Origin of the sequence: uncultured Kordia sp., assembly GCF_947489565.1 — a bacterium.
GTDB lineage: Bacteria > Bacteroidota > Bacteroidia > Flavobacteriales > Flavobacteriaceae > Kordia.
Genome location: NZ_CANLEA010000021.1, coordinates 17304 through 41460, shown reverse-complemented (window position 1 = coordinate 41460; position 24157 = coordinate 17304). Strand labels below are relative to the sequence as shown.

Here is a 24157-nt window from a genome sequence, read left to right as displayed (position 1 = left end):
TTGAGTGATAAAAATATAAAAACTATCAATAAAACTTATACTAAATCAGGTTAAATGTTCAATAATTTTGCTTCAACAAAAGTTAACACTGTAAAAACAGAATCAAATGACATTAAATATATTAGGATTAGACATCCAAAAAACAGAAAGTTTAGTTGAAGATTTGAACGTATTATTGGCAAATTTTCAAGTGTATTATCAAAACTTACGTGGAATTCACTGGAATATCAAAGGAAAAGGATTCTTTGAGTTACATACGAAATTCGAAGAGTTGTACAACGATACGCAAGTAAAAGTAGATGAAATTGCAGAACGTGTTTTAACTCTTGGAGGCGAACCATTACACACATTTCAAGATTATATAGCAAACGCGAAAGTTCCTGTTGGAAAACATATTTCTAAAGATGAAAAAGCAGTTGAATTGATTGTGGCTTCTATCTCAGAATTGTTGCAGTTAGAAAGAACACTTTTAGAAAAAGCAGGCGAAGCTCATGATGAAGGAACCAATGCGATGATGAGCGATTTAATTTCTGAGCAAGAAAAAACTATTTGGATGATGAATGCTTGGTTAGATAAGTAGTACTAAGTTTTAATTAAAGTTTATAAGGTTGGTTAAAAGAAAAGCGACACAGAAATGTGTCGCTTTCTTAGTTAAATCATTTACTACTAAAAATTAACTGCAAGTACAATCTGTATTTGCAATCATTGCTAGTGTATACTTCAGAATAGTCATTGAATTTGGGTTTTGTTCAATACTACTGACGCTTAGCCAGAAATTATTCTAACTTTAATCATAAAATAAGCTATTAAGGTAAGGTAGCTCCTTCTTTTGCTTTAAATGTTATTTTCCCACCTTTTATCTTTGAGGGAGACTTTACAAGATATTTTTTGAATTTTTGAATTTTGCTCATCGTTTTTACTAAGTTTTAATTATTAAAAAAATTATGAATTTTTAAACTTTTAGCTTTAAGTAAAATAGAATTAAATATACAAGTATAAATAATAAATTACAAAAAAAGCGAGCTGAACTGGCTCGCTTTTTCTTTATCAAAAAGTGTTTGGATTATGCACATGCTTGTATTGACAAACAATTGTGCGGTACACCTCCACCAGCGCAGTATGAAAGTTGATCGGTTGGACTAGTACATCCGGCAGCACAAGTAGCAATTACTGTTACATCACCTACGGGACCGCAATCAAGAGAATCACAAGCACCACCATCAGATTTAACAGCACATGGACTTTGTCTAGTAATGTCGCGCCCATCGCCTCCTTTTACAAGGTTTGATACTACTGTTTTGTTTAATAGCAAGTTTTTCAAATTCTTTTTCTTCATAATTATATTTTTTTGAATTAATAATTGATCAAACTTATTCCAATATTTGGAGCTTGAAAAATGAAGATTATCGCCATTTATAAATCATGTACCACTTTTTATAAATCACGATGAACATAAGGTGAAATAACATGTTTTTCCTTGTAAGATTTTATAAAAAGATGAGAATTTAAGATGTTGTCATACTGTTTATTACATAAAAAAAGCAACACTTTTTAGCATTGCTTTTTTATGATTGATGAAAGAATGTTGTTTGTTTGAATTTATCTAGATCGGTATCTCAATACGCAAATCTAAGAGCTCAAAAATTATATTATAAAACGATTTTTAAAGTTACATCGCTATCTTTTACGTCAAATTTTGCAGGATCAAATTGTGGTGGTCCGTAGCTCATTGGATTATTAGAAATGCCGTAATCTTCTTTTGGCATTCCGCTAGCTTCAAAATCCATTTGTCCGTTGTTGTTCTCGTCATGTACACATGTAATTGCATACGTGCCTTTTGGAACATTTGTAAAAGTAACGGTTACTGTATTGCCTTCAATTTTGCTTCCTGCAGTTTGTACAGGTGTTGTTTTCATAAACGTACTTTCGGTATGTAAAGCGAATAATACTTTTCCGGTGTTGTTTTTAATTTTGTCAATGGTAACTGTGATGGTTACTCCTTCTTCAGAAGTTGTTTGTGCTGTTGTTGTAAAAAGACCTGTAAAGAAAACTGCGATTAAAAGTAAATTTCTCATGATTGTAATTGTTTATTGATTAATGATTTATTGTTTGATGATTCAAATGTCCAAATAAATCTCAATCACACACAAAAAAAGATACCTAACTGTAATTTTTGAAGGATGAATTGTAAAAAAGGCATTTGGTAATAGATTTTAGGTGTTAGGTCGGGAACCTTTTCAAAATTAACTACGTCTATATATATAGAATGTAGTATTGCTATTTTATGGAAGCTCAACGGTTTTTTAGGTAATCACAGTATATATTATGCTTCCATAAAAAAGTAACATTTATAAAACTTTCGTTAGTTATTGATTTAGGTTAGTAGAATTCAAAATTACGAATTTTACGAGCTTCGTTGAAAAACGGAGTCTTTTAAAAAAATAAGAGATTGTCATAAAAGTCAAATCTTCGTCAAGTCGAATATGATTCGGTTTCTCAGTACAATTGAAAAACCAGTTGAGTTAGGTGCTGAACCAAGTTTAGAATGACGTTTTAAAAACTTTTCAGATGGTCTCTTATTTTAAAAAATAAACGAATGAAATCATACGTACGTAACCTCTTTAATCTTATTTTTATAAAATAGTATCTAAAACAAGTGTAAAATGCTATCAAATAAGAATATTATGAAAAAACTCATTGCTGTTCTATTGTTTGTAACTCCTATTGTGCTATTCAGTCAAATTGATCATGCTATCGGAACGGTATATTACAAACAAAACAATTCAATCTATACCATTTTTAGCAATCAGAATCATACTTTAATCGGACAAAACGGAATAGAATATCGTGAAGGAAAAACAGCTACTGATATCGACAAAGTTTTTGGCGCAGTATTTTATCCAAACAATAATACGATCTATGCAATCTATGCCGATTCCAAAGGTACGCTGATCGGACAAAAAGGATTGGAATACCGCGAAGGAAAAATGGCAACGGATATTGCCAAAGTATTTGGAACGGTCTATTATCCTCCAAGTAATACCATATATGTGATTTATGCAGATTCCAAAGGCACTTTAATTGGACAAAAAGGAATCGAATATCGCGAAGGAAAAATGGCAACGGACATTTCTAAAACATTTGGTACGGTGTATTACCCTAAAAATAATACGATCTATGTGGTCTATGCAGATTCCAAAGGCACGTTAGTTGGGCAAAAGGGAATTGAATATCGTGAAGGAAAAACGGCTAAAAATATTTCCAAAACTTTTGGAACGGTCTATTATCCAAAGAGTAATACCATATACGTAATGTATGTAGATTCTAAAGGAACGTTGGTTGGACAAAAAGGAATTGAATATCGTGAAGGAAAAACAGCCAAAGACATTTCTAAAACTTTCGGAACCGTCTATTATCCAAAGAGTAATACCATATACGTAATGTATGCAGATTCCAAAGGTACGTTGATCGGTCAAAAAGGAATTGAATACCGAGAAGGAAAAACAGCAAATTAAAATCATAACTTCTCAACATAAAATACAAACACAAGCGGACTTTTCAGAGTTCGCTTTTTTATTGCTTGCTTTTTTTTGCTGAGCTAACTTCCTTTTTTATCTGTCCATAATTATAAAATTACCGCTTCTTTTATCTTTTTTCTCTAGAGAAATGAAATCTCTTTTCAAGTACTTTTTATTCTTTACTACCTAGTAAAAATATTTTTACTAGGTAGTAAACTTTATTTTGCTACGTAGTAAAGTGTGAAAACTTCTTGATGTTTTGATTGGAATGTCAAGAGGAAATGGTTGAAAGTAGTTGAGGAGATGATGGATTTGTCTTTACTTATAGTATAGGATGTAGAAAGAAAGTTAAGTTTTATTGTATGCGATTACAGGAAATTACATTGCGTATGTATAATCTTTATTTTACTTTTAAAGATAATAGCCATTAAATAACGAGTTGTTGTTATATATAATTTAAGTATATACAATACTGAAATAATATTATAATCTATGATAAAAAGAGATTTAAATAAATATAAAAACTTAGATATTAGTAATTTGTAAATGCAATACTTTTTTAGTTTTAAAATAAGAGAAAATAAAATAATCAAATTGAACTTTGCTAGTAATTAATTAAAAACCTTACTCTTACACAAATTTATAAAAGCGCTATCTTAATTTAAAAATCTAATAATTCCTAAATTCACAATGGACTATCCAAAAATTATCGTATTTGTTATTTATATCATACTTTCAATTTATTGTGGGATATTAGCATTTTTTTCTGAGGAAACTAATAAAGTTTTAAAAAGTTTTATAATACTTTTTTGCGCTTTTACAGCGATTACGTTTTCATCTCTATTATTCACTGATGATGTCAGAAGCTTAACAGAAGCAGATCTGAAAATTGAAATTCAGATCGATAAAGATATCAAACTAGTAGAAGACAAAATTCGTAAAAACATTTTTTCATATTTTGATAGTTTAAAAAAGACAGGGAAAATATCTAAAGAATTTGAACCTAAATTTTCTTATCAGAATATAATTAAAGATAATCAAAGGGTTTTACGATCAGAATTTAGTTATACAACTAAAGGTGAAAAATTAAAAGGAAAAATTACTGATTATAATTTAGGGAAATATCATCTTGCAGATTCTCCAAGTGCACTTTCAATGTTAGAATTTGCCGATATAACAATTAGAGAATTTTTTAAAGATAACTTTGAACAAGGAGAGGAAATTCAATTAGAGTTACATGGTTTTGCCGATGCAACCCCATTTGATCCCAAAGACCCTAAATATTATGATGGTATTGAAGGAGATTTTCCTAAAAGTCCCCAAGAAACGTTAAACGGACAAAAAATATATGCATACAAACTAAATGGAGTCGAAACTCCTATAAAATTAAAAGAAGGAGATCTTCTTACCAATGAGACTTTAGCATTTTTAAGAGCATATTGCTTATACAGTGAGTACTTGGTTACTGTAAAACAAATTCGTGAAGTAGAGAGTAAAACAAGAATTTCATATCATGCAACTACGACTAAAGATGTTACAAAAAAAGGAGGGAAGTTTCGAAAAGTTAAATTTACGATTGACATTATTAACCCTATAGGCTTACCACCTGCTCCTGAAAAAAAATGTAACATTGTTTTTCAAATATTTTTATTGCTTTTGAGTGCATGTTTGTGCTATTATGGTTTCTATCATTACAAAAGATATCATGAAAAAAGAGATAGAAATGAACCTGTAAAAAAAGATTTGATTAAATTCTTATGCTGGATTCTTATCGGTATTGTTTGTATTATTTTAAGTTTATATTTCTGTCAAATACTTTTCAATTAAAGAGGTTAATCAAAAATATAGGAGTTGTAGTTATTTTAAATCTCTACACCAACCCACGAGATTTCATCTCCAAATACTTATTAATAGCATCAATAGTTAAATTCTCTGGAGTCGTAAGAATAGAGTGAATTCCGTATTTCTTAAGTTCGTTGACAATCAAACGTTTTTCGAAAGAGAACTTTTCCGCGATGACTTTATCATACGCTTCTTGAATGTTAGTCACATCCGTATGGATCAACTGATCTAATTCTGTATTCTTAAAAAAGATGACTACGAGTAAGTGACTTTTGGCAATTCCTTTTAAATAAGGCAATTGTCGGTTGAGCGCTTCTACAGTTTCAAAGTTCGTGTACAACAATAAAAGACTGCGATGTTTTATCGTTTGCTTAATGTTTGCGTACAATCTTCCATAATCGGATTCAAAGAAATCTGTTTTTACATTGTACAGCGCTTCTAAGATTAAATTCATCTGTGAACTGCGTCTCTCTGCAATTACCATATTATCAACCTTTTTAGAAAAGGTGAACATACCTGCTTTGTCTTGCTTTTTTAAAACTACATTGCTCATCACCAAAGTGGCGTTAATGGCATAATCGAGCAAGCTTAATTCATTAAAAGGCATTTTCATCATTCGCCCTTTATCAATCACAGAATATATAGGTTGCGATTTCTCGTCTTGGTACTGATTCACCATCAACTGACGTTGTTTTGCGGTGGCTTTCCAGTTAATCGTACGCAAATCATCTCCAATCACATATTCTTTGATTTGCTCGAACTCCATCGTATGTCCGATACGACGAATTTTCTTGATTCCATACATCGTCAAATTATTACCAATAGCCAACAAATCGTACTTTTTAAGCTGTAAAAAAGCAGGATAGGTTGGTACCATAGCTTCCTTATCAAAATGATAACGACGGGAAACCAATCCTAAAGAAGTAGCAACATATACGTTGAGTTTTCCAAAGGTATATTCGCCACGTTCGGTCGGACGTAATTTATATTTTAGTTCAACAATACTTGAAGGTTTTATTTTTCGTTCAATAGAAAAATCACGTACCTGGAATTGTTCTGGAATTTCATCAATAATAGTAGTAAATACAGGAAATGTATAATAGTTTTCCAATTTGAGATATATCTCGTTTTCATCACCATTAGACAATTTATCAGGAAGTTGTCGTTTCCCAACAATACCATTGTTCGTTCGGTATAAGATAAAAATATCAAGTAGAGTTACAGTGAAATAAATAAGCAATAAAAGCTTTGAGACATAAAAGAGTCTTGGAAAAAGGAAGCTAATAATAAAGCATAGCACGATTCCCAAACACACGTAAAAGAAACGATCTTGGATATATAAGGACTTAAAAAAATCTTTTATGACTTGCACTCACTAGTAGTTTAAAAACCATACATTATCGAGGAATCTCAATAGTTTGTATGATTTGATTGATAATTTGCTTTGAAGTCATACCTTCCATTTCGCGCTCAGGTGTTACAATGATACGATGTTGTAATACAGGTGCTGCCACTTGTTTAATGTCTTCTGGCGTCACAAAATCACGTCCGTTCATCGCAGCATACGCTTTAGAAGCTTTCAAAATTGCAATCGAAGCTCTTGGAGACGCGCCCATGTATAAAAATTGATTGCTGCGCGTATTAATGATAATCTCTGCAATGTATTTTAATAAGTGAGGCTCTACTACAATTTCATTGACCAACGATTGGTACTTGGTAATTTGTTCTTGATTTAAAAACGCCGTGATTTGATCTATTTTTTTACTTTCTTTCAAAGCGTGTTCACGAGCAATGATTTCTACTTCTTCTTCAAGATTAGGATATTCTACATTGATTTTAAACAGAAAACGGTCCAATTGCGCTTCCGGCAAACGATACGTTCCTTCTTGTTCAATTGGGTTTTGTGTGGCCAATACCATAAAAGGTGCGTCTAAAGAATATTTAGTACCATCCATTGTTATTTGACGTTCTTCCATAACCTCAAACAAAGCAGCTTGTGTTTTTGCGGGCGCACGATTGATTTCGTCAATTAATAACATATTGGTGAATACAGGTCCTTTTTTAAACTCAAATTCAGACTTTTTCATGTCAAAAATAGACGTTCCTAAAATATCACTTGGCATCAAATCTGGCGTAAATTGAATACGACTAAAATCAACCGTCAACGATTTTGCTAACAACTTTGCAGTAATCGTTTTGGCAACTCCAGGCACACCTTCAATCAGTACGTGTCCTTTGGCAAGCAATGCGGTAATCAGCATATCAATCATGCCTTTTTGTCCAACAATTACTTTAGAGAGTTCTTGTCTTATTTTCTGAATTCCATCTTGCAATTCGGTCAAATCAATTCTATTTTCAAAAGACAATGGCGTGTCTTTTGCTGACTGTGCTTCTTCTTCGTTAATATCTCCTTTAAAGTCCATATAATGCGTTTAATAGTGTAATTTACTAATTTAATTGTCTTTTTTGCGGAATTTTTCAATAGCGTCCGTAATTCGAATGACATCATTTTCGTCAAAAAATAATTTCTTCTTTAAAATTTTGACTAGTTTGATGAGTCGCTCCGTTTCTTCTAATGATTTTCCTGATTTTTGATGCAAACGTTTGCAAAATTTTTCATCGAGAACTTGCGTATCCATAAAATATTCTGTGCGCAGATATTCTAAGAAATACGTAATTTTTTTATGTGCTACATTTTGATGATCCTTGGTTTCATAGAAAAGATTTCCAATGGTTTTGGTAAAATCTACAGTGGTGTTTTCTAGTGGTTTTATGACTTTTACAATACGTTGCTTTCGTTTGATATTGAAAAGAATAAAAATAGTTAAGAATACTAACGATAAGTACCAAGCCCAACGCAATGCGGGTTGCGAATCTATAAAACGAAATCGTGAATCGTTATTTGTGCCATCCGCGCTTTGTATTTTATTGGGTGAATCGAAAAAGATATCATCATTTGGAATATATGCCAACACGCCTTCTGTATACTTGTGATAATTATCTTTTAGTAAATAATAATTTGTAAACGTAGCAGGTTGCGTGTGTAGTAAGAAAGAACCTTTCCCAATTGGAATTTGAATGAAATTGGTATATGTCTTTTTTTTAGGATCCTCTTTAAATTTTTGATATCCTAATACGGTAGTTGTCAAGGTATCAATATATGAGAAGAAGACGTTGCTAATTCCTTTTTTGTATGTAACATGATGATTAGCCAATCGACTGTTAGCAAATGTAAAGGTCGCTTCACTTACAATTCTAGGTTCATGTTTTATTGAAAAACCTAAAGAATCTCTCAGATAACGTGGCATTTCTTTAGCGGAAATAAAAACGGTATTTCCTTCTGCGGCAAAATCAAGCATTTCATGAATGGATGAAGGATCAACCAAAAAATCTGGTGTGATATTCATGTAGGTTCCTTCAATTTTATATTCATATTTCTTCCAATCGTATTCGTCATTGAAAAATTCGTACGGAGTTCGGTAAATATTTTTGATTTCTCCATCGTATACAATGATTCCTAATTCCTTGTAAAATACTTCCAAGTCATACGGATTGGTTTCTTTTTCATTATACGTTTCTCGCCAATCAATAACCGTAGGTTGAGACACTTCTATAAACGTAACCGAAATAATTATCGCGATTAAAATTCCAAGATATATTTTTAGTCTTTTACTCATGCGGCAACATTTTTAAGTAAGACATGAAATGATTCTTGGGCTTTTTGATATTGTGCTTCATCAATGTCAAATTCGCCATACCAAACATAATTATACAGATAAGAAGTATATTGAAATTGTTCGCGGACAGCTTCATCTTTAATTTCATACGTATAATCAAGATTCGTTTTTTCGGGATCAAACGCAATGACTTCAGCAGCATTTAATTTTTTGAGCATATTGAGATACTGATAGCGAATTGCCAATCGGTAATTGCCTTTTGCCATTGCTGCTTCAATAAGTTTTTTGAAATCGGTAATGAGAATATCTGTAGTTACATCTTCAAAATTTATTTTATGACGGATGGATTGTTTTCCGAAAACCCAACGACCTTCACCATTCATCAGTGTTCTCACAATAAAGAAAACAACCAATACAATGATAATTATATAAAATGCATTTGTAAGATTTTTTACGATAGCAGAAGCTTCTTCGCGTGTGTCTAAATTAAACCAATCTTGCATGGTTTCTTCCAACCAATCAACCAAACTAGAAAGCCAAGATTTGCTTCTTTTTTCGCCATCATATATATAATCATCCGTTTGATAACGCTCTTTAAAATCGTCATCGTATTTCTTTGGACTTATATATGAGAAATCTTCTTTTAGAGGTGTTTGTTGTACGGTTGTTTCGTTAACAGACGTACGAACTTCAGCTCGAAGCGGATTTGTGCAAATTCCAACAATGAGAAAAGTAAAAAATATGTGTTTTAAGAATTTTGACATGAATGTTAGCCTTTCCCAATACTATCAATGGTACTTCTTGTGTGAATATTTTCTCGGTCTTCTTTTAAACCATAATATACAATAGCCTGATGTATTTGTATAATAGCTGAAATTATAAAATTGATAAGATATATGGCAATTTGCAATACAAATGCAATCATGAATATTGTGGAACTTTTCTCTAAATCGTTTAAATATGCAGGATTTTCATATACAGAAATCCCAATAAAGAATAAAATTCCTTCATGTACCAATCCTAATACAAATTGAAATACTCCTGTAATCAACATAAAAACACCAACGGCTCCGACTGCAGGGAAAAAGTTTTGAAGACAAAGTTGTAAGCTATATCCATAACAATCAAATACACCTTTATCAGACTTTAAATATTCCATGATGGCAGAATGATAAAAAAGCGAAAGAAATGCGATTACAAATAAAATGAACGGAATTCCAATAATCGTAAATGTTAAAATACCCATTACAATAAAAGTTGCAATAAGAATAGGAATTGAAATAACTATGGTAGCTAAAATGAACTTGACCAATTTTCCAAAGTTGGAAAATAATTCATCAGATATTTCTTTATAACCAAAATTGGCTCCTTGATGTCGTTCATACAACTTAAAATAGAAAGCGATATATGAATAATTCAAGATTCCCACAAAAGCAGCTAACAATATGTAAAAGATACCATAGGTAGAAAACGTAGCCGAATATCTCTGAAGATATCTTAAGAGTTCTTGATAGTTGTTTTCTTCCAAAAGACCTAGCGCTTGCATTTCGGCTAATTCGTTATATAAAAAATAACTCATACCAATTAAAACTGCCAAAAAGAGTCCATTTACCAAAATATAATTTTTGAAAAAATGGGCAGCATGCATTTTTAGAAAAGCAAAAGTATCTTTAAAAAAGAGTCCGAAATCTCTAGATTTATATAGTTGCAACATGTGTTCTTAATTTTTTATGAACGATACGCGGATATAGTAAGTAGTAAAATGATATAATTCCTAAGGTAAGAATTATAATACCAACCGAAAGCCAATTCGGCATAATATTCGAGTATCGCGTAACGTATCCTTCTAAAAAGCCAGCAGCGATTGTAAAAGGAAATGTACTGATTAATATTTTTATTCCAATTTTGAGTCCCATCTTAAAAGAAGTAATGCGCGAATAGGTTTTAGGAAACAAAATACTAGCGCCTAATATTAAGCCAGCAGCACCTTCTATAACAATGGCAAATATTTCCATAGCACCGTGAATCCAAATACCACGAACGCTTTCCCACAATACTTCTTGGTCATAAAAGAAGTACTGAAAAGAACCTAACATCACACCGTTGCGCATTAAAACATAGCCAGTACCAATGCCTCCAAAAACGCCAAGGATAAAGCATTGCATTCCTACATACAGATTCCGAAGTGTAATGCCAATAAAACTTCCCCAATTACTTCCACTTTTATAAATGGCTACAGGATCTCCTTTTTGAATGTTTTCTAAGGTTGTATTGACATAACCATCGCCTAAAATTAAACGAACAAATGAATCATCAAACGCAGCAGAAACTGCACCAATTGCAACAAAAACACCAAATATTAAAAACGCATACATCACATAACGGCGAGCATCGTACATAATTAGTGGAACTTCTGTTTTCCAAAAAGAAACAATACGATTTGTTTTGGTACGTTTGGTTCTGTAAATACGTTGAAAAGCTGCAGCGGCAAGCTGATTTAGGTAGCTAATGGTTTTACTCTTAGGGTAATAGGTTTGTGCATACGACAAGTCATTCATTAACTGAATGTATAAGGACGAAAGTTCATCTGGATTTTGAAACTGATTATTATAAATGGTTTTTTCAAAGTTTAACCATTTTTCCTTATTTTGCTTGATAAATGCAACTTCTCTCATAGATACGCTAAAATAAAACATAATATGTCAGAGATACAAATTAATACTACGCAAAATGTAAATATCGATTTTACACTGGCAGCTATTGGAGAACGTGTTGTTGCGCACGTTATTGACTTAATTATTAAAATTGCATACGGATATGTAATTATCATGAGTTTTCTTGGTCTTTTTCAATATTCGGATTGGTTTTATTATGCAGATCATTGGTCTCAATATGCCATTTATGCAATGTTGCTTTTTCCTGCGCTGATTTATAGTTTGGTTTTAGAATCTTTGTGGGAAGGACAAACCGTGGGAAAGAAAATTACAAAGATTAAAGTCGTGAAAATTGATGGCTATCAAGCTACTTTTGTCGATTATTTGATTCGATGGTTTTTTAGAATTGTTGATTTAAATCTGTTAAGTGGTTTTATTGCAATCATTAGTATCATTATGAGCGATAAAGCGCAGCGTTTAGGAGATGTTACTGCTGGAACGGCTGTAATTTCTCAGAAAAATAAAGTCCGCATTTCACATACAATCATGGAGGAATTGGGCGACAATTATGTGCCACAATATCCTTCTGTGATCAATCTTTCAGATAATGATATGCGCATCATTAAAGAAACCTTCTTGATCGCTAAAAAAGGAAAAGATTTTGATACACTGAATAAATTACGTGCCAAAGTAGAGCAGGTAATGGAAACGAAGTCCGATAAAGCAACGATTCCTTTTATAGAAATTATCATTAAAGACTACAACTTTTACACACAAAACATGTAATGCTCTTTTACGCACTAGATATTATTGGGACTTTTGCATTTGCAATTTCAGGCGTGCTTATTGCGATGCAAAAACGTATGGATCCGTTTGGAATTTTCATCATTGCTTTTGTCACAGCTGTTGGAGGCGGAACTTTGCGTGATGTGCTTATTGGGAAAACTCCCGTTGGCTGGATGAACGATTTAAACTATGTATATGCTATTGGTGCGGCTGTTATTTTTTCGATAGTACTTCGGAAAAAACTCAACCGACTCAGAACGTCTCTCTTTCTGTTTGATACAATTGGACTTGGAGTTTTTACCATTATTGGTGTTGAGGTCGGAATCTCAAAAGACTTAAATCCGCTTATCTGTATTGCATTAGGAACTATGAGCGCGAGTTTCGGTGGTGTAATTCGAGATATTTTATGTAATGAAATTCCTGTAATCTTCCGCAAAGAAATTTATGCAACTGCTTGTATTTTGGGCGGAATTACCTTTTTTGTGTTGAAATATGCAGGTTTACCAGAAGACTTAATCTATATTTTTACAGCGCTTATGGTCATTTCAATTCGTTTGATTGTGGTAAAGTTTCGAATTCAATTGCCAACCATTTATCATAAATAAAAAAGGAACCAACATGTGTCAGTTCCTTTACAATATATTTTTCTTAGATTTTTTAGAAAATAGTATATCCTACAGTAATAGAGAATTGTTGCAATTCAATACTAGATACTGGACTAGTTTCCAAAATCTGTCTATTTGGAATATATCTTGCTTCCACTGAATACTTATCATAACTATATCCAAGTCCTACGGAAAATCCGGCAGCAGTTTTGAATCGATCTTTTTCAATCACGATATTTCCACTTCCTTTTGCATCTAACAACATGTCAAAAATAACAGCACCACTTAAAAATAATTTAGAAGAATCATTCAAAAACATATAATGATGAAACCCAATAGGAACTTGAATGGAACTGTATTCTAGTTTAAATCTTCTTCTGACGGATAAATCTAAAAAGCCACCTTCACCTTCATAAGAGCTATAGTTTGGCGCTACGAATACGGACCATTTATTTTTGTTAAACGGAAAAACATATTCAAGTTCTACACCAAAAGTCGGTGACCAAGCAGTTCCTGTATCAATACCATTATTAAAAAAGGCAGAAATGGCTATATTGCTTTCAGAACTTCCTTGATAAGCTCCTGCAAAGGCTTTTAAATGGAATACTCCTTTTTTCTTTTTATTAAATTCAACGCTAGTTTTTCCTTTACATTGGTTGTAATCTCTGAAAAAGGATTTTAAATCATCCGTTTTGTAATCAACACGCGTAATTTTTTTCATAGAAATTCCAGCACACGGTAATTCAGTTAATAACTGTTGTTGGTATCTCTTATTGTATAAAATATCGCGATCTTTGTTGGTATAAACTTTATAAATTAATGGTTCAATAGCATTGTCTCCTTTCTTAAAGAAAAATGCTCTTTTATCTCCATCGACAAAAGAATACAAAGAAGCTTCTCCTTCAATAAGCACATTTAATAAAAGATCTACTTCTTTTAAATTTGGACTTCTTTCATAATTTAACTTTGCAATTGAACGATCTGAATTATCAAAAGGAACAGTATGTTTCTCAAACTTAAACGCATTGTTTATCACAACGGTTTTTAAAGATGATATTCTTAATGTTTTGGTATCTCCATCAAGAGTTAGTTTATATTCAAATTTAGAAGGATTGTTGAGCCAATCTCCATTTTTAATATAACAGTCTGTTTTTTGACCGTCTTCAGAAATAAAATAGCCTTTTTCAAAGTTAATCTGTGCAAAAAGGCTAGAAGTAAATAACAAGAAAATAAGTAATACTCTTGTGCAGTTTTTCATGTGTTTTAATGTTGATTTTAACGCAAAACTAATGAATTATCTTAATAAGGAGTGAAAAAATGTATGAGCGTTGTATAGAATCGTATTAATCCAACACTTCCACACGAAGAATCATAATATTTGCCTTTGGCCATTCGCCTTTATCCGTTGGCTGATTGGCAATTTCATCCACAACATCCATACCTGCAAATACTTTTCCAAAAGCCGTATATCCTCCATTTAAATGATGTGTACCACCTTTTTTCTGAACGATAAAAAATTCATATGGTGAAGCAAGTTTATACGCATTATTAATTTCACCACTAGGCATGGAAATAACGCCTCGGTCATGTTTGAATCCTTTTTTAGTATCTGGCGGAAGCAAATACCTACCAATAGCACGACGTTTTTTTGCAATATTCCAGCCATCGGAGTTTCCACCTTGAATAACAAAGTCCTTTACCACACGATGAAATTGTGTACCATCAAAATATTTACGCTTGGCAAGCATGATAAAATTTGCTCTGTGATACGGAGTTTCGTTGTATAATTCAATATCAATATCTCCAAAATCAGTCACAATTCGCACCTTACGTTCAGGATTATTTTTACCGTATTCGATCATATAATCTAATACATTCTTACTGGTAATCTTGACTTCTTTTTTTGGTTGCTTTTTCACCTCTTTCGTAGGCTTTTTAACTGTTTTTGGGGTTTCTGTTTTTTGCGATTCTTTCGTATCGGATGTAGAAGTTTTAGTATCTTCGCAACCGAATAAAACGCATGCAGCAATTAATACAAAGCAAATCTTTTTCATAGATGAATTTTGATAATTTTAAAAAAATCCTTCCAAAAATAGCAAAAATCCCGCTTCCAGGCGTTTCTTCACAGTTGAAAATGGCGCCTTCGATGCGAGAACAAGAGCTCAACGCCATGGAAGATCGTATGAAAAATGCACGAAAATCGGCAGTCATGGCATTGTTTTATCCGGATGAAAAAGGAGAAACAAATTTTGTTTTAATTCTTCGTAAAACCTACAGTGGAGTGCATTCCAATCAGGTTGGATTTCCAGGCGGAAAGCTAGAGCCTGAGGATGTAAACTATGAAGCAGCCGCATTGCGTGAAACGGAAGAAGAAGTAGGAGTGCCAATACATACCGTTGAGGTAATTCGTGAACTTACAGCGACTTACATTCCTCCAAGTAACTTTATCGTACAGCCATTTATCGGAATTTTACATGAAACGCCAAGTTTTATTCCGGAACCTTCAGAAGTAGAAGCAATCATTGAAGTGACCTTGGCAGACTTCCTTTCGGAACGTACCGTTATTCAAAAAGAATTGACAACTTCCTACATGAAAAAGATCCAAGTTCCAGCATTTTATTTAAATGAACACGTGGTTTGGGGAGCAACAGCAATGATGCTAAGTGAAGTTAAAGACATTATTTCTAAAGCCATTTCAAATTAGTTTTTGTAGCTTTGTAATTCGTTCAAAATTTAAAATACATGGGATTATTCAAAAGAAATCCTTTCGGACATATACTATTTTTAAAAAAATGGTTGATTAGAATCGCGGGTACTATGACGCATAGACGTTATCGTGGTTTTAATGAACTAAAAATTGAAGGCTCAGAAGTATTACGCTCCTTACCAGACAAAAATGTATTATTTGTGTCCAATCACCAAACCTATTTTGCAGATGTTGTAGCGATGTTTCACGTGTTTAATGCGAGTTTGAAAGGTCGAGGTGATTCTATTAAAAACGTAGGATATTTGTGGAATCCGAAGCTAAACTTATACTATGTTGCGGCTAAGGAAACAATGAAATCAGGATTACTACCAAAAATATTAGCATATGCAGGATCTGTAAGCATTGAACGTACTTGGCGTGCCAATGGTGAAGATGTAAACAGACAAGTGAAAATGAGTGATATTTCCAATATTGGAATCGCACTTGATGACGGTTGGGTAATTACATTTCCACAAGGAACTACAAGACCTTGGAAACCTATCCGAAAAGGGACAGCACATATCATAAAACGTTACAAACCTATTGTTGTTCCAATAGTAATAGATGGTTTTAGACGTTCTTTTGATCGCAAAGGACTTCGTATCAAAAAGAAAGGAATTCTGCAATCCATGGAAATCAAACAACCGTTAGAGATTGATTATGAAAATGAAAGCGTAGCAGCGATCATAGAAAAAATAGAATATGCAATTGAGCAGCATCCTTCGTTCTTAAAAGTAATTCCTCAAGCAGAATTGGAGGCGATGGAAAAACTCAATGAAAAACGTAAATGGGAGTATTAATATATTTCAAAAACATGCAGAAAAAGGACGTTACTTCGAAATAACGTCCTTTTTTTATATGTTGAATTTACCGAGCGTATTAATTCTCAGTGTTTTCTTCTTCTTGCGGTGTATCGTTTACCGTTGAATACAAAGCTTGTCCAACTTTATGAAATACATTATAAATAAACTGCATCCATCCACCATTATTAATAGTATGCATTGATGCATGTGAAGTTGTATTTTGTACTAAGGATGTTCCAAATTGTTGTTGGAAACTCTTTGTGTTTTCATGTGCACTTACTGAGACGCAAAACATAGCAGCTAGTACTAAAAAAAAGATCTTTTTCATGATATATGGTTTATTAAAAAGGTATGATTGTTTTTATGATTTTAATTGTTGTAACTCTGTATAATTTGTTTTGAGCTTCTTGGTAAGGAGTCCGTATAATAAATAATACACTCCGTAAAATAAGGCTACAACCAAACAAGCTGCAATAATAGTGGCTACCGCAAGTAATAAATAATGCGAAAGTGTTGCTTCGGCTGTAAACTTATCTGCTCCGCCTGCTCCTTCAATATATCCTGTTGGAACCGCAATACATACGGTAAAAGCAATCACACTCAAACTGTACATCACATAATGTTTTACAGTTCTACGTGTGGTCATAATATTTTTCATTAAATCTTTAATGGAGCTTGTTGTAGAGATTTTTTTATAATTGGTAAAAAACTTGTAAATAAAATAAAATACAACTGCAGAGGAGGCGTAAAAGAACCAATTCAACCATGATGGCATGCTAGAATCGTTCAAAATGTCGGGTTGAATTAACAAAGCGAGAATCACAATGGCAATTCCAAACCCAAGTTCTAACAAACTGACGTAAAAAACCCATTTTACAAGCGAAGAGGATTTCTTCAACATCATATTGTCAATATCGTCGTAGGATAGCTTCGGCTGATGTGCCTCTTGCTTTTTCCAATCTTTTTTTAATAAATCTAATTCTTCCATGAGTTATGGATTTAAAATCTTTTTCAATTTGGTCTTAATTCTGTTCATCTTCACACGTGCATTCACTTCTGTAATCCCAATTGTTTCGGCTATTTCTTTATAATTTTTATCTTCTAAGTATAAGAAAATCAAGGCTTTTTCTATATCTGATAGCTGCTTGATTGCTTTATACATTATTTTTAACTGTTCTTCTTCAGTATTGTCATAATCTTCAGATTTGATTTTAAAAACAACACTTTCATAGTCTTGCGTCTTCACACTACGTTTAGATTTTCTGTATAAGGTAATCGCTGTATTCAACGCTACTCTGTACATCCAAGTACTAAACTTAGAATCGCCTCTGAATTTTGGGTATGCTTTCCATAATTGTATGGTAATCTCCTGAAAAAGATCGTTGTGCTGATCTTTATTTGAGGTATATATACGACACACTTTATGAACGATATTCTGATGACGTTCTAATTCGGTAACAAAACTATGTTCGAGGTTTTTGCTCAATTTTTGATGGTTATTTGCTTATGAGTGTTTCTTTTCACAAATATGTTACATATTTTTCAAAAAAAAATTAGAAAGCCGTATTTTTGTAGTGTAAAGTCACTTTTTTTTATGAACATACCAAGAACAAGCTACCCAAGAGTAGTCATTATTGGTGGCGGATTTGCAGGAATTTCGCTGGCAAAGCAGTTAAAAAAACAAGAAGTTCAAGCCGTATTAATCGATAAACATAATTATCACACTTTTCAACCTTTACTGTATCAGGTTTCTACGGGCGGATTAGAACCCGATTCTATTGCATATCCCATTCGAAAAATTATCAAAGATTACCCAAATTTTTATTTCCGTATGGCCAATGTGGAAGCTATAGACACGGACAATAAATGTATTAATACTGATATTGGGGAATTGAGCTACGATCATTTGATCATTGCCACAGGTTCAAAAACAAACTTTTTTGGCAATAGCGAAATTGAAAAACACAGTATGGAGATGAAAACGATTCCACAATCGTTGAACCTTCGTAGTTTGATTCTTGAAAATTTTGAACAGGCGATTTTAATTTCTGATTTGGAAGAACGAAATGCGCTCATGAATTTTGTGATTGTAGGCGCTGGTCCAACGGGTGTTGAATTGGCAGGAGCGTTGGCAGAAATAAAAAAAGGAATTCTTCCAAAAGATTATCCTGATTTAGACATTCGTCAGATGAAAATCAATTTAGTACAAGGTTCCGATCGTATATTACCAGCAATGAGCGAACAAGCGTCTGCAAAGGCAGAAGATTATTTGCAAGGTTTGGGCGTTGATGTTTGGAAAAATTTACGAGTGACCAATTATGATGGAGATAAGGTACAAACAAATGATACTGTAAACTTCAGATCGGCTACTGTAATTTGGTCAGCAGGTGTAAAAGGAGCAACTATTCCAGGTTTAGACGGAGAAGAACTCATTACAAGAGGCAATCGTATTTTGGTGAATCAGTTCAATCAAGTAAAAGGATTTGACAATATATATGCTTTAGGAGATATTGCTTCTATGCAAAGTGAAGAATATCCTTTTGGACATCCAATGATGGCACAACCTGCCATTCAGCAAGGAAAAAACTTGGGAAAAAACTTAGTGCGTCAACTCAATGGCAAAGAAATGAAACCTTTCAGTTATTATGACAAAGGTTCTATGGCAACTGTTGGAAGAAACAAAGCAGTAGTTGATTTACCAAAATTCAAATTTCAAGGAGTTTTTGCTTGGTTTGTGTGGATGTTTGTACATTTATTCTTCCTAATTGGATTCCGAAATCGAATGGTAGTTTTTATCAATTGGGTATATAATTATATTCGTTTCGATCGTGAAGCACGCTTAATTATTAGACCGTATAAAAAACGCAAAAAATCATCTTTACAATAAGAAAGCGTCTTCTTGTTTTTGAACTTTTTCATGGGAACTGATTGACAAAATACCCATAATAATTAATAATTGAGAAGTTCCATAGAAGAACATGATATATATATCTTTATATGGTAAAGTTTTATAAAATTCATTGAGTCCAATAATCATTTGCGCCAACGTAAAGCAAACAATTCCTATAAATACCAAGCGATAACTTTTCATATTTACACTTTTGTAACGTAAAAAACCAATTTTTAAAAAGTTGAGTACAGTTACCAGATAAATCATGACTGGAATTAATAAATTATTTAAACCATCATACATTAAGTAAATCATGGAGAGCGAAATCAATAAGGATACTGCCAAATAAGGAATCAATCGGTCAATATCGTATCTCGTTTGCTTATAAAAATACAGCGAGTAGAGTAGCATAGAGATTAAAAATAGTGCCAATCCTCCCATAAAAGAATAAAAAGGAGTGTCTTGTAATAAAAGAACATCGCCTGCACACAGGAATAACAAAGCACCAATAATAGTCATTCGATGGCGAAATTGCATTGCATGACTATTCACATAAAAAAAGACAGCTAATAAAAGAGTTATTAGAGGCTTTGTGACAATTCTGAATTCATAAAACTCTTTAGCATTATTAAAATAAATGTCTAAAGAAAGATTTAGTAAGAATATAGCAATAAAGACTTTAAAAAATTTCATACAACTATCATGCTTCTCAAAAAGCAGTGCAATTTAGTGAAAAAAATAGTACTTTTTAGTTCTTATAACTTTTGATAATTCCCAAAACAATGAAAAGTTGCGCCAAGGCATATGTAGACATAATGCTAAGGTTTGAAAAAGGAAGTGTATAATGGAATTTGTTGATTGCTAGTAAACTATCAGATAACATGAAAAATATTGCACCCACAAAAACATATACATAACCAACGTGTAATACCATTTCTTTTCGCAAAAATGCTGTTGTAGCCATAGTTAAGATTACTGCCATATAAACCAAAACAGGAATCAACAAATCTCCTAATCCATCTTTAATTAACCAAAACAAACCTGTAGCGTATACTAATAATAGTGCTATGAATGGGAAATTGTTCATTTTGGTATTTCTATTGCGCAGGAAAACCAAAATATACATGATATGTGCTAACAAAAAAGAAACCAAACCTGCGATGAAAAAAGTTTCAGAGCTTGTAACAAACATTAATAAAACATCTCCCGATAAGGAAAAGAGTAAGGCAAGAATAGTGATCAACTTCAAAGAAGAAGTCAAATGTTTTGAATTTGAAAGAAAAAACACAAGTAAAGAAATTACAATTGCTGGTTTTGTAAAATAATGTAAATATGTATAGTCTTCAAAGCTTCCAAAAAAGAGTTCAAGTATTGTGATAACTGCAAAAAGAATAAGGAAGAATTTTGTTTTCATGAGGATTTCCTTCTAAAGAAATAATTTAAGACTAATAAACTTACTGCAGGAATTCCAATATACAGCGCTTCACTTTGAAGCACTCGCAATCCCCATTCACTAAAGAACTTGCCAGCGCCTAATGGAGAAACCATAATCGGTCGCCAAGGGAAAAAATAACGAGAATTTTCAAAAGGAATAAAGAAACCAACACCTCTTCCGCCATTGGTACACGCATCTAATATACTGTGAGATAAGGTAGATAAGAGAAAAATGACAAATAATATGATACCGAGTTTGGAGAAATAATTGACTTTTCTGTAAAAGATAGCACGGATCAAAAAAGCCAATATAAAAGCAAACAAAATACTATGGGTAAATCCACGATGTCCAAGCGGATGCATGTATGGATACCCAAAATTGAACATAATCACATCTGCATCAGGAATAACTGCACAGAAAATAGCTAATAAGGATAACTTTACAGGATTTAGTTTTACATGGGCAACTTTTCCAATCGTATACGCTGCCAAAGCATGTCCAAAAATAGACGCCATTATTGAGAGTTTGAATATTCGTCCAAGAGCGCTTTTTCTTGTGGTGTTAAACTGGCTACACCTTTTTCATTGATTTTCTCTAAAATACGATCAATGCGTTGTTGTTTCTCTTTGCGTTGCGCGTTGTATTTATCATCAATGGTTTGGTATCTTTGACCTGACTTTTCAGTAAATCCTCCGCCATCACTCTTTGGCTTAAAAAATTTAATGTAAATAAAAATTGCAATAACTGCACAGGCAAGGTAAACCATTATATTCATGAGTAAATAGTGCTTCTAGGGATTTTTTTAGATATCAAAAGTATGATATTTCTATTTTTTCTGCAATTAGAATCAAATTCAATTGCTGAATTCTGTTTTTTTAACTCGAATTTAACTTAACTACAATTCATCCATAAATTACGACAATTGAGTAGTTCCTTTTTTCTAAGTCTTTCATTTTACAAGAGATTTGTCCCATCATCAATCAATAATAAAATAATCTCATGAAAAAATTACTACTACTTATCGGTTTCTGTTTCTGCAATATAATTGTGGCACAAACGACTGTTTCTGGAATTGTAACCGATCAATCAAACGAACCTATTTTTGGCGCCAATGTGTATTTAAAAGGTACGTATGATGGCGCTTCTACCAATGAAAAAGGGGCATTTAACTTTACCACAGAAGAAACAGGAACACAGGTTTTAGTAATTTCTTTTTTATCGTTTGAAACGAAAGAAATATCTCTGGAAGTTTCAAAAATGGAAAATATAACGATTCAACTTCGTGAAAATGTAGATGCATTGAATGCCGTAATTTTGAGCGCAGGATCGTTTGAAGCTGGAGAAAATGCCAAAGTAACAGCGTTAAAACCTTTAGATATTGTGACTACAGCAAGTGCTTTGGGCGATTTTGTAGGTGCTTTACAAACGTTACCAGGAACGAGTACGGTAGCAGAAGATGGACGTTTGTTTGTACGTGGCGGACGTGCCGAAGAAACACAAATATTTATTGATGGAATTCGTGTGTTTACGCCGTATAGCAATACAACCAATAATATTCCTGCGCGTGGACGTTATTCGCCATTTTTATTTAAAGGAATTACCTTTTCTACAGGTGGTTACTCCGCAGAATTTGGACAAGCCTTGTCGGGAGTTTTAGAATTGAATACGATTAACGAACCCGATCAAGAGAAGACAGATATTTCAGTGATGACGGTTGGTGGCGCACTTGGACATACAGAAAAGTGGGAGAAAGGTTCTGTCAGTTTTAGTACGTCATATATCAACTTAGCGCCGTATTTAGAGTTGTTTCCAGATCGTAACGATTGGATTAAACCGTTTCAAGGTGGACAAGGAGAAAGTGTATTTCGTCATCATTTTGAGAATGGAACCTTAAAATTTTATACTGCATTTGATATTACCGATTTTGAACTAGATCAAGAAAGTATCAATTTTGATGAATTGGTTCGTTTCAAATTGAACAACAACAATTTATATATGAATGGTTCGTACAAAGGCGTATTTGGTGAAAATTGGGCAATAACTTCTGGATTGAGTTATACGCGCGATCAATCGAAAGTACGTATTATTGACGATCGAATTAACAGTTTGGAAAATTCATTCCACTTTAAAACAAAGTTGAAAAAGAACTTTAGCAATCGCTTCAAACTGAGTTTTGGAGCAGAATATTTTACAACTGATTTTGACGAAGAGTTTGAAAATCCGTTCGTACCAAAGGTTGATTATGGTTTTAAGAGTAATTTAATTGGTGCTTTTGCGGAAACAGATATCTTTTTCTCTAAAAACTTCGCAGCTAAAGTTGGCGTACGTTTAGATCATACTTCATTATTAGACAAGACTACGATTTCACCGCGTTTATCTGTGGCGTACAAAACTTCAGAAAAAGATCAAGTATCGTTTGCTTTCGGACAGTTTTACCAGAATCCGAATAGTAATTATCTGAAATTTAATACGAATTTCCGTCCAGAAAATGCGACACATTATATTTTAAACTATCAATATGTGCATGATGGAAAGACATTTCGCGCGGAAGCGTATCATAAAGAATACAACAATTTAATTACGTTTTCAGGTGATTTTCCTCAGTTCGGAACTGATTTTGCCAATGATGGTTTTGGACATGCAACTGGATTAGATCTTTGGTGGAGAGATAATAAAAGTATCAAAAATGTAGATTATTGGGTTTCGTATTCGTACTTAGACACTTCGCGTAAATTTGAAAATTATCCTGTAGAAGCCATGCCAAATTTTGCGACAAAGCACAACTTTTCATTGGTGACAAAACATTGGATTGACAAATTGAAAAGTCAGGTAGGATTCAGCTATAGCTACTCTACAGGTAGAGCATATACCAACCCGAATGTTGGCGGTTTCTTAAATGAAAAAACCAAAGATTTCCATAGTGTAAGTGTGAATTGGGCGTACTTAATTTCACAACAAAAAATATTATTTTTCTCAGTATCAAATCCGCTTGGACTTCGAAATGTATTTGGGTATGAATACGCAAACCAACCAGATATAAACGGAACATTTCAGCGTATGACACGTCGTCCGAATGCAGATCAATTCTTCTTTGTAGGATTCTTTTGGACGATTAGTGATGATAAGAAAAGCAATCAATTGGATACGTTGTAGTTGTTGCTATCTAACTGTAAAACCTAGCGCGAGTCTGAGACTCGTGCT

General features: G+C 32.9%; 26 protein-coding genes. 9 read left to right on the top strand and 17 right to left on the bottom strand.

Translation table 11 applies throughout. The features are described from left to right. The first annotated feature begins 106 nt into the window (after positions 1-106). On the top strand, positions 107-580 hold the full coding sequence (locus Q0845_RS22775; RefSeq protein WP_298518505.1) for a Dps family protein: 474 nt from the start codon (positions 107-109) through the stop codon (positions 578-580). A gap of 483 nt (positions 581-1063) precedes the next feature. Here the strand turns inward: Q0845_RS22775 and Q0845_RS22770 are convergent, their stop codons facing one another. Next, positions 1064-1336 carry a hypothetical protein gene (locus Q0845_RS22770; protein ID WP_298518503.1) on the bottom strand — a complete coding sequence of 91 codons (273 nt, stop codon included), beginning with the start codon at positions 1334-1336 and terminating at the stop codon, positions 1064-1066. A gap of 313 nt (positions 1337-1649) precedes the next feature. Next, positions 1650-2075 carry a DUF2141 domain-containing protein gene (locus tag Q0845_RS22765; protein ID WP_298518500.1) on the bottom strand — a complete coding sequence of 142 codons (426 nt, stop codon included), beginning with the start codon at positions 2073-2075 and terminating at the stop codon, positions 1650-1652. Between the two features lie 609 nt (positions 2076-2684). Here Q0845_RS22765 and Q0845_RS22760 point away from each other — a divergent pair. Beyond that, complete coding sequence (locus Q0845_RS22760) at positions 2685-3515, top strand: hypothetical protein (protein ID WP_298518497.1); 831 nt, start codon at positions 2685-2687, stop codon at positions 3513-3515. A gap of 693 nt (positions 3516-4208) precedes the next feature. After that, on the top strand, positions 4209-5345 hold the full coding sequence (locus Q0845_RS22755) for a hypothetical protein (protein ID WP_298518494.1): 1137 nt from the start codon (positions 4209-4211) through the stop codon (positions 5343-5345). A 43-nt stretch (positions 5346-5388) separates the two neighbouring features. Here the strand turns inward: Q0845_RS22755 and Q0845_RS22750 are convergent, their stop codons facing one another. The 6 genes from Q0845_RS22750 to Q0845_RS22725 all read right to left on the bottom strand — a co-directional run bounded on the left by Q0845_RS22750 (position 5389) and on the right by Q0845_RS22725 (position 11712). Next, complete coding sequence (locus tag Q0845_RS22750; RefSeq protein WP_298518691.1) at positions 5389-6669, bottom strand: DUF58 domain-containing protein; 1281 nt, start codon at positions 6667-6669, stop codon at positions 5389-5391. A gap of 88 nt (positions 6670-6757) precedes the next feature. Next, the gene (locus Q0845_RS22745; protein ID WP_298518491.1) at positions 6758-7783 is read right to left on the bottom strand and encodes a MoxR family ATPase; all 1026 of its coding nucleotides are present in this window, start codon (positions 7781-7783) and stop codon (positions 6758-6760) included. 30 nt (positions 7784-7813) lie between these two features. Beyond that, positions 7814-9037, bottom strand: a complete 1224-nt coding sequence (locus Q0845_RS22740) for a DUF4350 domain-containing protein (protein WP_298518488.1) — start codon at positions 9035-9037, stop codon at positions 7814-7816. Beyond that, positions 9034-9801: a DUF4129 domain-containing protein gene (locus tag Q0845_RS22735; RefSeq protein ID WP_298518483.1), complete on the bottom strand. Its 768-nt coding sequence runs from the start codon at positions 9799-9801 to the stop codon at positions 9034-9036. The genes Q0845_RS22740 and Q0845_RS22735 overlap by 4 nt, the downstream gene beginning before the upstream one ends. A gap of 5 nt (positions 9802-9806) precedes the next feature. After that, positions 9807-10751: a hypothetical protein gene (locus tag Q0845_RS22730; protein ID WP_298518480.1), complete on the bottom strand. Its 945-nt coding sequence runs from the start codon at positions 10749-10751 to the stop codon at positions 9807-9809. Further along, complete coding sequence (locus Q0845_RS22725; RefSeq protein ID WP_298518477.1) at positions 10735-11712, bottom strand: stage II sporulation protein M; 978 nt, start codon at positions 11710-11712, stop codon at positions 10735-10737. Before Q0845_RS22725 ends, Q0845_RS22730 begins: the two co-directional genes overlap by 17 nt. Before the next feature lie 24 nt (positions 11713-11736). Between Q0845_RS22725 and Q0845_RS22720 the strand changes: the two genes are divergently transcribed. Together Q0845_RS22720 and Q0845_RS22715 are read left to right on the top strand one after the other, a co-directional pair. Further along, positions 11737-12477, top strand: a complete 741-nt coding sequence (locus Q0845_RS22720) for an RDD family protein (RefSeq protein WP_298518474.1) — start codon at positions 11737-11739, stop codon at positions 12475-12477. Further along, a complete protein-coding gene (locus tag Q0845_RS22715) occupies positions 12477-13082 on the top strand; it encodes a trimeric intracellular cation channel family protein (RefSeq protein WP_298518469.1) in 606 nt (201 codons plus the stop codon). The genes Q0845_RS22720 and Q0845_RS22715 overlap by 1 nt, the downstream gene beginning before the upstream one ends. A gap of 52 nt (positions 13083-13134) precedes the next feature. Here the strand turns inward: Q0845_RS22715 and Q0845_RS22710 are convergent, their stop codons facing one another. Both Q0845_RS22710 and Q0845_RS22705 read right to left on the bottom strand, forming a co-directional pair. Beyond that, positions 13135-14340, bottom strand: a complete 1206-nt coding sequence (locus Q0845_RS22710) for a hypothetical protein (protein WP_298518466.1) — start codon at positions 14338-14340, stop codon at positions 13135-13137. Positions 14341-14425: 85 nt separating this feature from the next. Further along, a complete protein-coding gene (locus Q0845_RS22705; RefSeq protein ID WP_298518463.1) occupies positions 14426-15136 on the bottom strand; it encodes a peptidylprolyl isomerase in 711 nt (236 codons plus the stop codon). A 2-nt stretch (positions 15137-15138) separates the two neighbouring features. Between Q0845_RS22705 and Q0845_RS22700 the strand changes: the two genes are divergently transcribed. Then, a complete protein-coding gene (locus Q0845_RS22700; protein ID WP_298518460.1) occupies positions 15139-15786 on the top strand; it encodes a CoA pyrophosphatase in 648 nt (215 codons plus the stop codon). A gap of 38 nt (positions 15787-15824) precedes the next feature. Beyond that, positions 15825-16628 carry a 1-acyl-sn-glycerol-3-phosphate acyltransferase gene (locus Q0845_RS22695; protein ID WP_298518457.1) on the top strand — a complete coding sequence of 268 codons (804 nt, stop codon included), beginning with the start codon at positions 15825-15827 and terminating at the stop codon, positions 16626-16628. 79 nt (positions 16629-16707) lie between these two features. Here the strand turns inward: Q0845_RS22695 and Q0845_RS22690 are convergent, their stop codons facing one another. Genes Q0845_RS22690 through Q0845_RS22680 form a run of 3 tightly spaced genes read right to left on the bottom strand, consistent with a single transcriptional unit; the run spans position 16708 to position 18117 of the window. Next, positions 16708-16959 (bottom strand): hypothetical protein, encoded by a 252-nt coding sequence (locus tag Q0845_RS22690; RefSeq protein WP_298518454.1) that lies wholly within the window; start codon positions 16957-16959, stop codon positions 16708-16710. Between the two features lie 33 nt (positions 16960-16992). After that, the gene (locus Q0845_RS22685) at positions 16993-17619 is read right to left on the bottom strand and encodes a hypothetical protein (RefSeq protein WP_298518451.1); all 627 of its coding nucleotides are present in this window, start codon (positions 17617-17619) and stop codon (positions 16993-16995) included. Positions 17620-17622: 3 nt separating this feature from the next. Beyond that, positions 17623-18117, bottom strand: a complete 495-nt coding sequence (locus tag Q0845_RS22680; protein ID WP_298518448.1) for an RNA polymerase sigma factor — start codon at positions 18115-18117, stop codon at positions 17623-17625. A 108-nt stretch (positions 18118-18225) separates the two neighbouring features. On the opposite strand from Q0845_RS22680, the gene Q0845_RS22675 reads away from it, so the two are divergent. After that, positions 18226-19518, top strand: coding sequence for an NAD(P)/FAD-dependent oxidoreductase (locus Q0845_RS22675; protein ID WP_298518445.1), 1293 nt, complete (start codon positions 18226-18228; stop codon positions 19516-19518). On the opposite strand, the gene Q0845_RS22670 is transcribed toward Q0845_RS22675, so the two are convergent. The 4 genes from Q0845_RS22670 to Q0845_RS22655 are packed head-to-tail and all read right to left on the bottom strand — an operon-like array spanning position 19510 to position 21731. Beyond that, positions 19510-20214: a lysoplasmalogenase gene (locus Q0845_RS22670; protein ID WP_298518442.1), complete on the bottom strand. Its 705-nt coding sequence runs from the start codon at positions 20212-20214 to the stop codon at positions 19510-19512. The two genes, Q0845_RS22675 and Q0845_RS22670, sit on opposite strands and share 9 nt — an antisense overlap. A gap of 55 nt (positions 20215-20269) precedes the next feature. Continuing rightward, positions 20270-20935, bottom strand: coding sequence for a lysoplasmalogenase (locus Q0845_RS22665; protein WP_298518439.1), 666 nt, complete (start codon positions 20933-20935; stop codon positions 20270-20272). Continuing rightward, complete coding sequence (locus tag Q0845_RS22660) at positions 20932-21471, bottom strand: metal-dependent hydrolase (protein WP_298518436.1); 540 nt, start codon at positions 21469-21471, stop codon at positions 20932-20934. The genes Q0845_RS22665 and Q0845_RS22660 overlap by 4 nt, the downstream gene beginning before the upstream one ends. Then, on the bottom strand, positions 21471-21731 hold the full coding sequence (locus tag Q0845_RS22655; protein WP_298518434.1) for a DUF6576 domain-containing protein: 261 nt from the start codon (positions 21729-21731) through the stop codon (positions 21471-21473). Before Q0845_RS22655 ends, Q0845_RS22660 begins: the two co-directional genes overlap by 1 nt. A 224-nt stretch (positions 21732-21955) precedes the next feature. Here Q0845_RS22655 and Q0845_RS22650 point away from each other — a divergent pair, with 224 nt between their 5' ends. Then, a complete protein-coding gene (locus tag Q0845_RS22650; protein ID WP_298518431.1) occupies positions 21956-24109 on the top strand; it encodes a TonB-dependent receptor in 2154 nt (717 codons plus the stop codon). Positions 24110-24157: the final 48 nt, after the last annotated feature.

Excerpts from the sequence above, each read along its gene's own strand:
- Q0845_RS22775 (WP_298518505.1), top strand. The coding sequence starts at position 107 with ATGACATTAAATATATTAGGATTAGACATCCAAAAAACAGAAAGTTTA.
- Q0845_RS22770 (WP_298518503.1), bottom strand. The coding sequence starts at position 1,336 with ATGAAGAAAAAGAATTTGAAAAACTTGCTATTAAACAAAACAGTAGTA.
- Q0845_RS22765 (WP_298518500.1), bottom strand. The coding sequence starts at position 2,075 with ATGAGAAATTTACTTTTAATCGCAGTTTTCTTTACAGGTCTTTTTACA.
- Q0845_RS22760 (WP_298518497.1), top strand. The coding sequence starts at position 2,685 with ATGAAAAAACTCATTGCTGTTCTATTGTTTGTAACTCCTATTGTGCTA.
- Q0845_RS22755 (WP_298518494.1), top strand. The coding sequence starts at position 4,209 with ATGGACTATCCAAAAATTATCGTATTTGTTATTTATATCATACTTTCA.
- Q0845_RS22745 (WP_298518491.1), bottom strand. The coding sequence starts at position 7,783 with ATGGACTTTAAAGGAGATATTAACGAAGAAGAAGCACAGTCAGCAAAA.
- Q0845_RS22740 (WP_298518488.1), bottom strand. The coding sequence starts at position 9,037 with ATGAGTAAAAGACTAAAAATATATCTTGGAATTTTAATCGCGATAATT.
- Q0845_RS22735 (WP_298518483.1), bottom strand. The coding sequence starts at position 9,801 with ATGTCAAAATTCTTAAAACACATATTTTTTACTTTTCTCATTGTTGGA.
- Q0845_RS22730 (WP_298518480.1), bottom strand. The coding sequence starts at position 10,751 with ATGTTGCAACTATATAAATCTAGAGATTTCGGACTCTTTTTTAAAGAT.
- Q0845_RS22725 (WP_298518477.1), bottom strand. The coding sequence starts at position 11,712 with ATGAGAGAAGTTGCATTTATCAAGCAAAATAAGGAAAAATGGTTAAAC.
- Q0845_RS22720 (WP_298518474.1), top strand. The coding sequence starts at position 11,737 with ATGTCAGAGATACAAATTAATACTACGCAAAATGTAAATATCGATTTT.
- Q0845_RS22715 (WP_298518469.1), top strand. The coding sequence starts at position 12,477 with ATGCTCTTTTACGCACTAGATATTATTGGGACTTTTGCATTTGCAATT.
- Q0845_RS22710 (WP_298518466.1), bottom strand. The coding sequence starts at position 14,340 with ATGAAAAACTGCACAAGAGTATTACTTATTTTCTTGTTATTTACTTCT.
- Q0845_RS22705 (WP_298518463.1), bottom strand. The coding sequence starts at position 15,136 with ATGAAAAAGATTTGCTTTGTATTAATTGCTGCATGCGTTTTATTCGGT.
- Q0845_RS22700 (WP_298518460.1), top strand. The coding sequence starts at position 15,139 with ATGAATTTTGATAATTTTAAAAAAATCCTTCCAAAAATAGCAAAAATC.
- Q0845_RS22695 (WP_298518457.1), top strand. The coding sequence starts at position 15,825 with ATGGGATTATTCAAAAGAAATCCTTTCGGACATATACTATTTTTAAAA.
- Q0845_RS22690 (WP_298518454.1), bottom strand. The coding sequence starts at position 16,959 with ATGAAAAAGATCTTTTTTTTAGTACTAGCTGCTATGTTTTGCGTCTCA.
- Q0845_RS22685 (WP_298518451.1), bottom strand. The coding sequence starts at position 17,619 with ATGGAAGAATTAGATTTATTAAAAAAAGATTGGAAAAAGCAAGAGGCA.
- Q0845_RS22675 (WP_298518445.1), top strand. The coding sequence starts at position 18,226 with ATGAACATACCAAGAACAAGCTACCCAAGAGTAGTCATTATTGGTGGC.
- Q0845_RS22670 (WP_298518442.1), bottom strand. The coding sequence starts at position 20,214 with ATGAAATTTTTTAAAGTCTTTATTGCTATATTCTTACTAAATCTTTCT.
- Q0845_RS22665 (WP_298518439.1), bottom strand. The coding sequence starts at position 20,935 with ATGAAAACAAAATTCTTCCTTATTCTTTTTGCAGTTATCACAATACTT.
- Q0845_RS22660 (WP_298518436.1), bottom strand. The coding sequence starts at position 21,471 with ATGGCGTCTATTTTTGGACATGCTTTGGCAGCGTATACGATTGGAAAA.
- Q0845_RS22655 (WP_298518434.1), bottom strand. The coding sequence starts at position 21,731 with ATGAATATAATGGTTTACCTTGCCTGTGCAGTTATTGCAATTTTTATT.
- Q0845_RS22650 (WP_298518431.1), top strand. The coding sequence starts at position 21,956 with ATGAAAAAATTACTACTACTTATCGGTTTCTGTTTCTGCAATATAATT.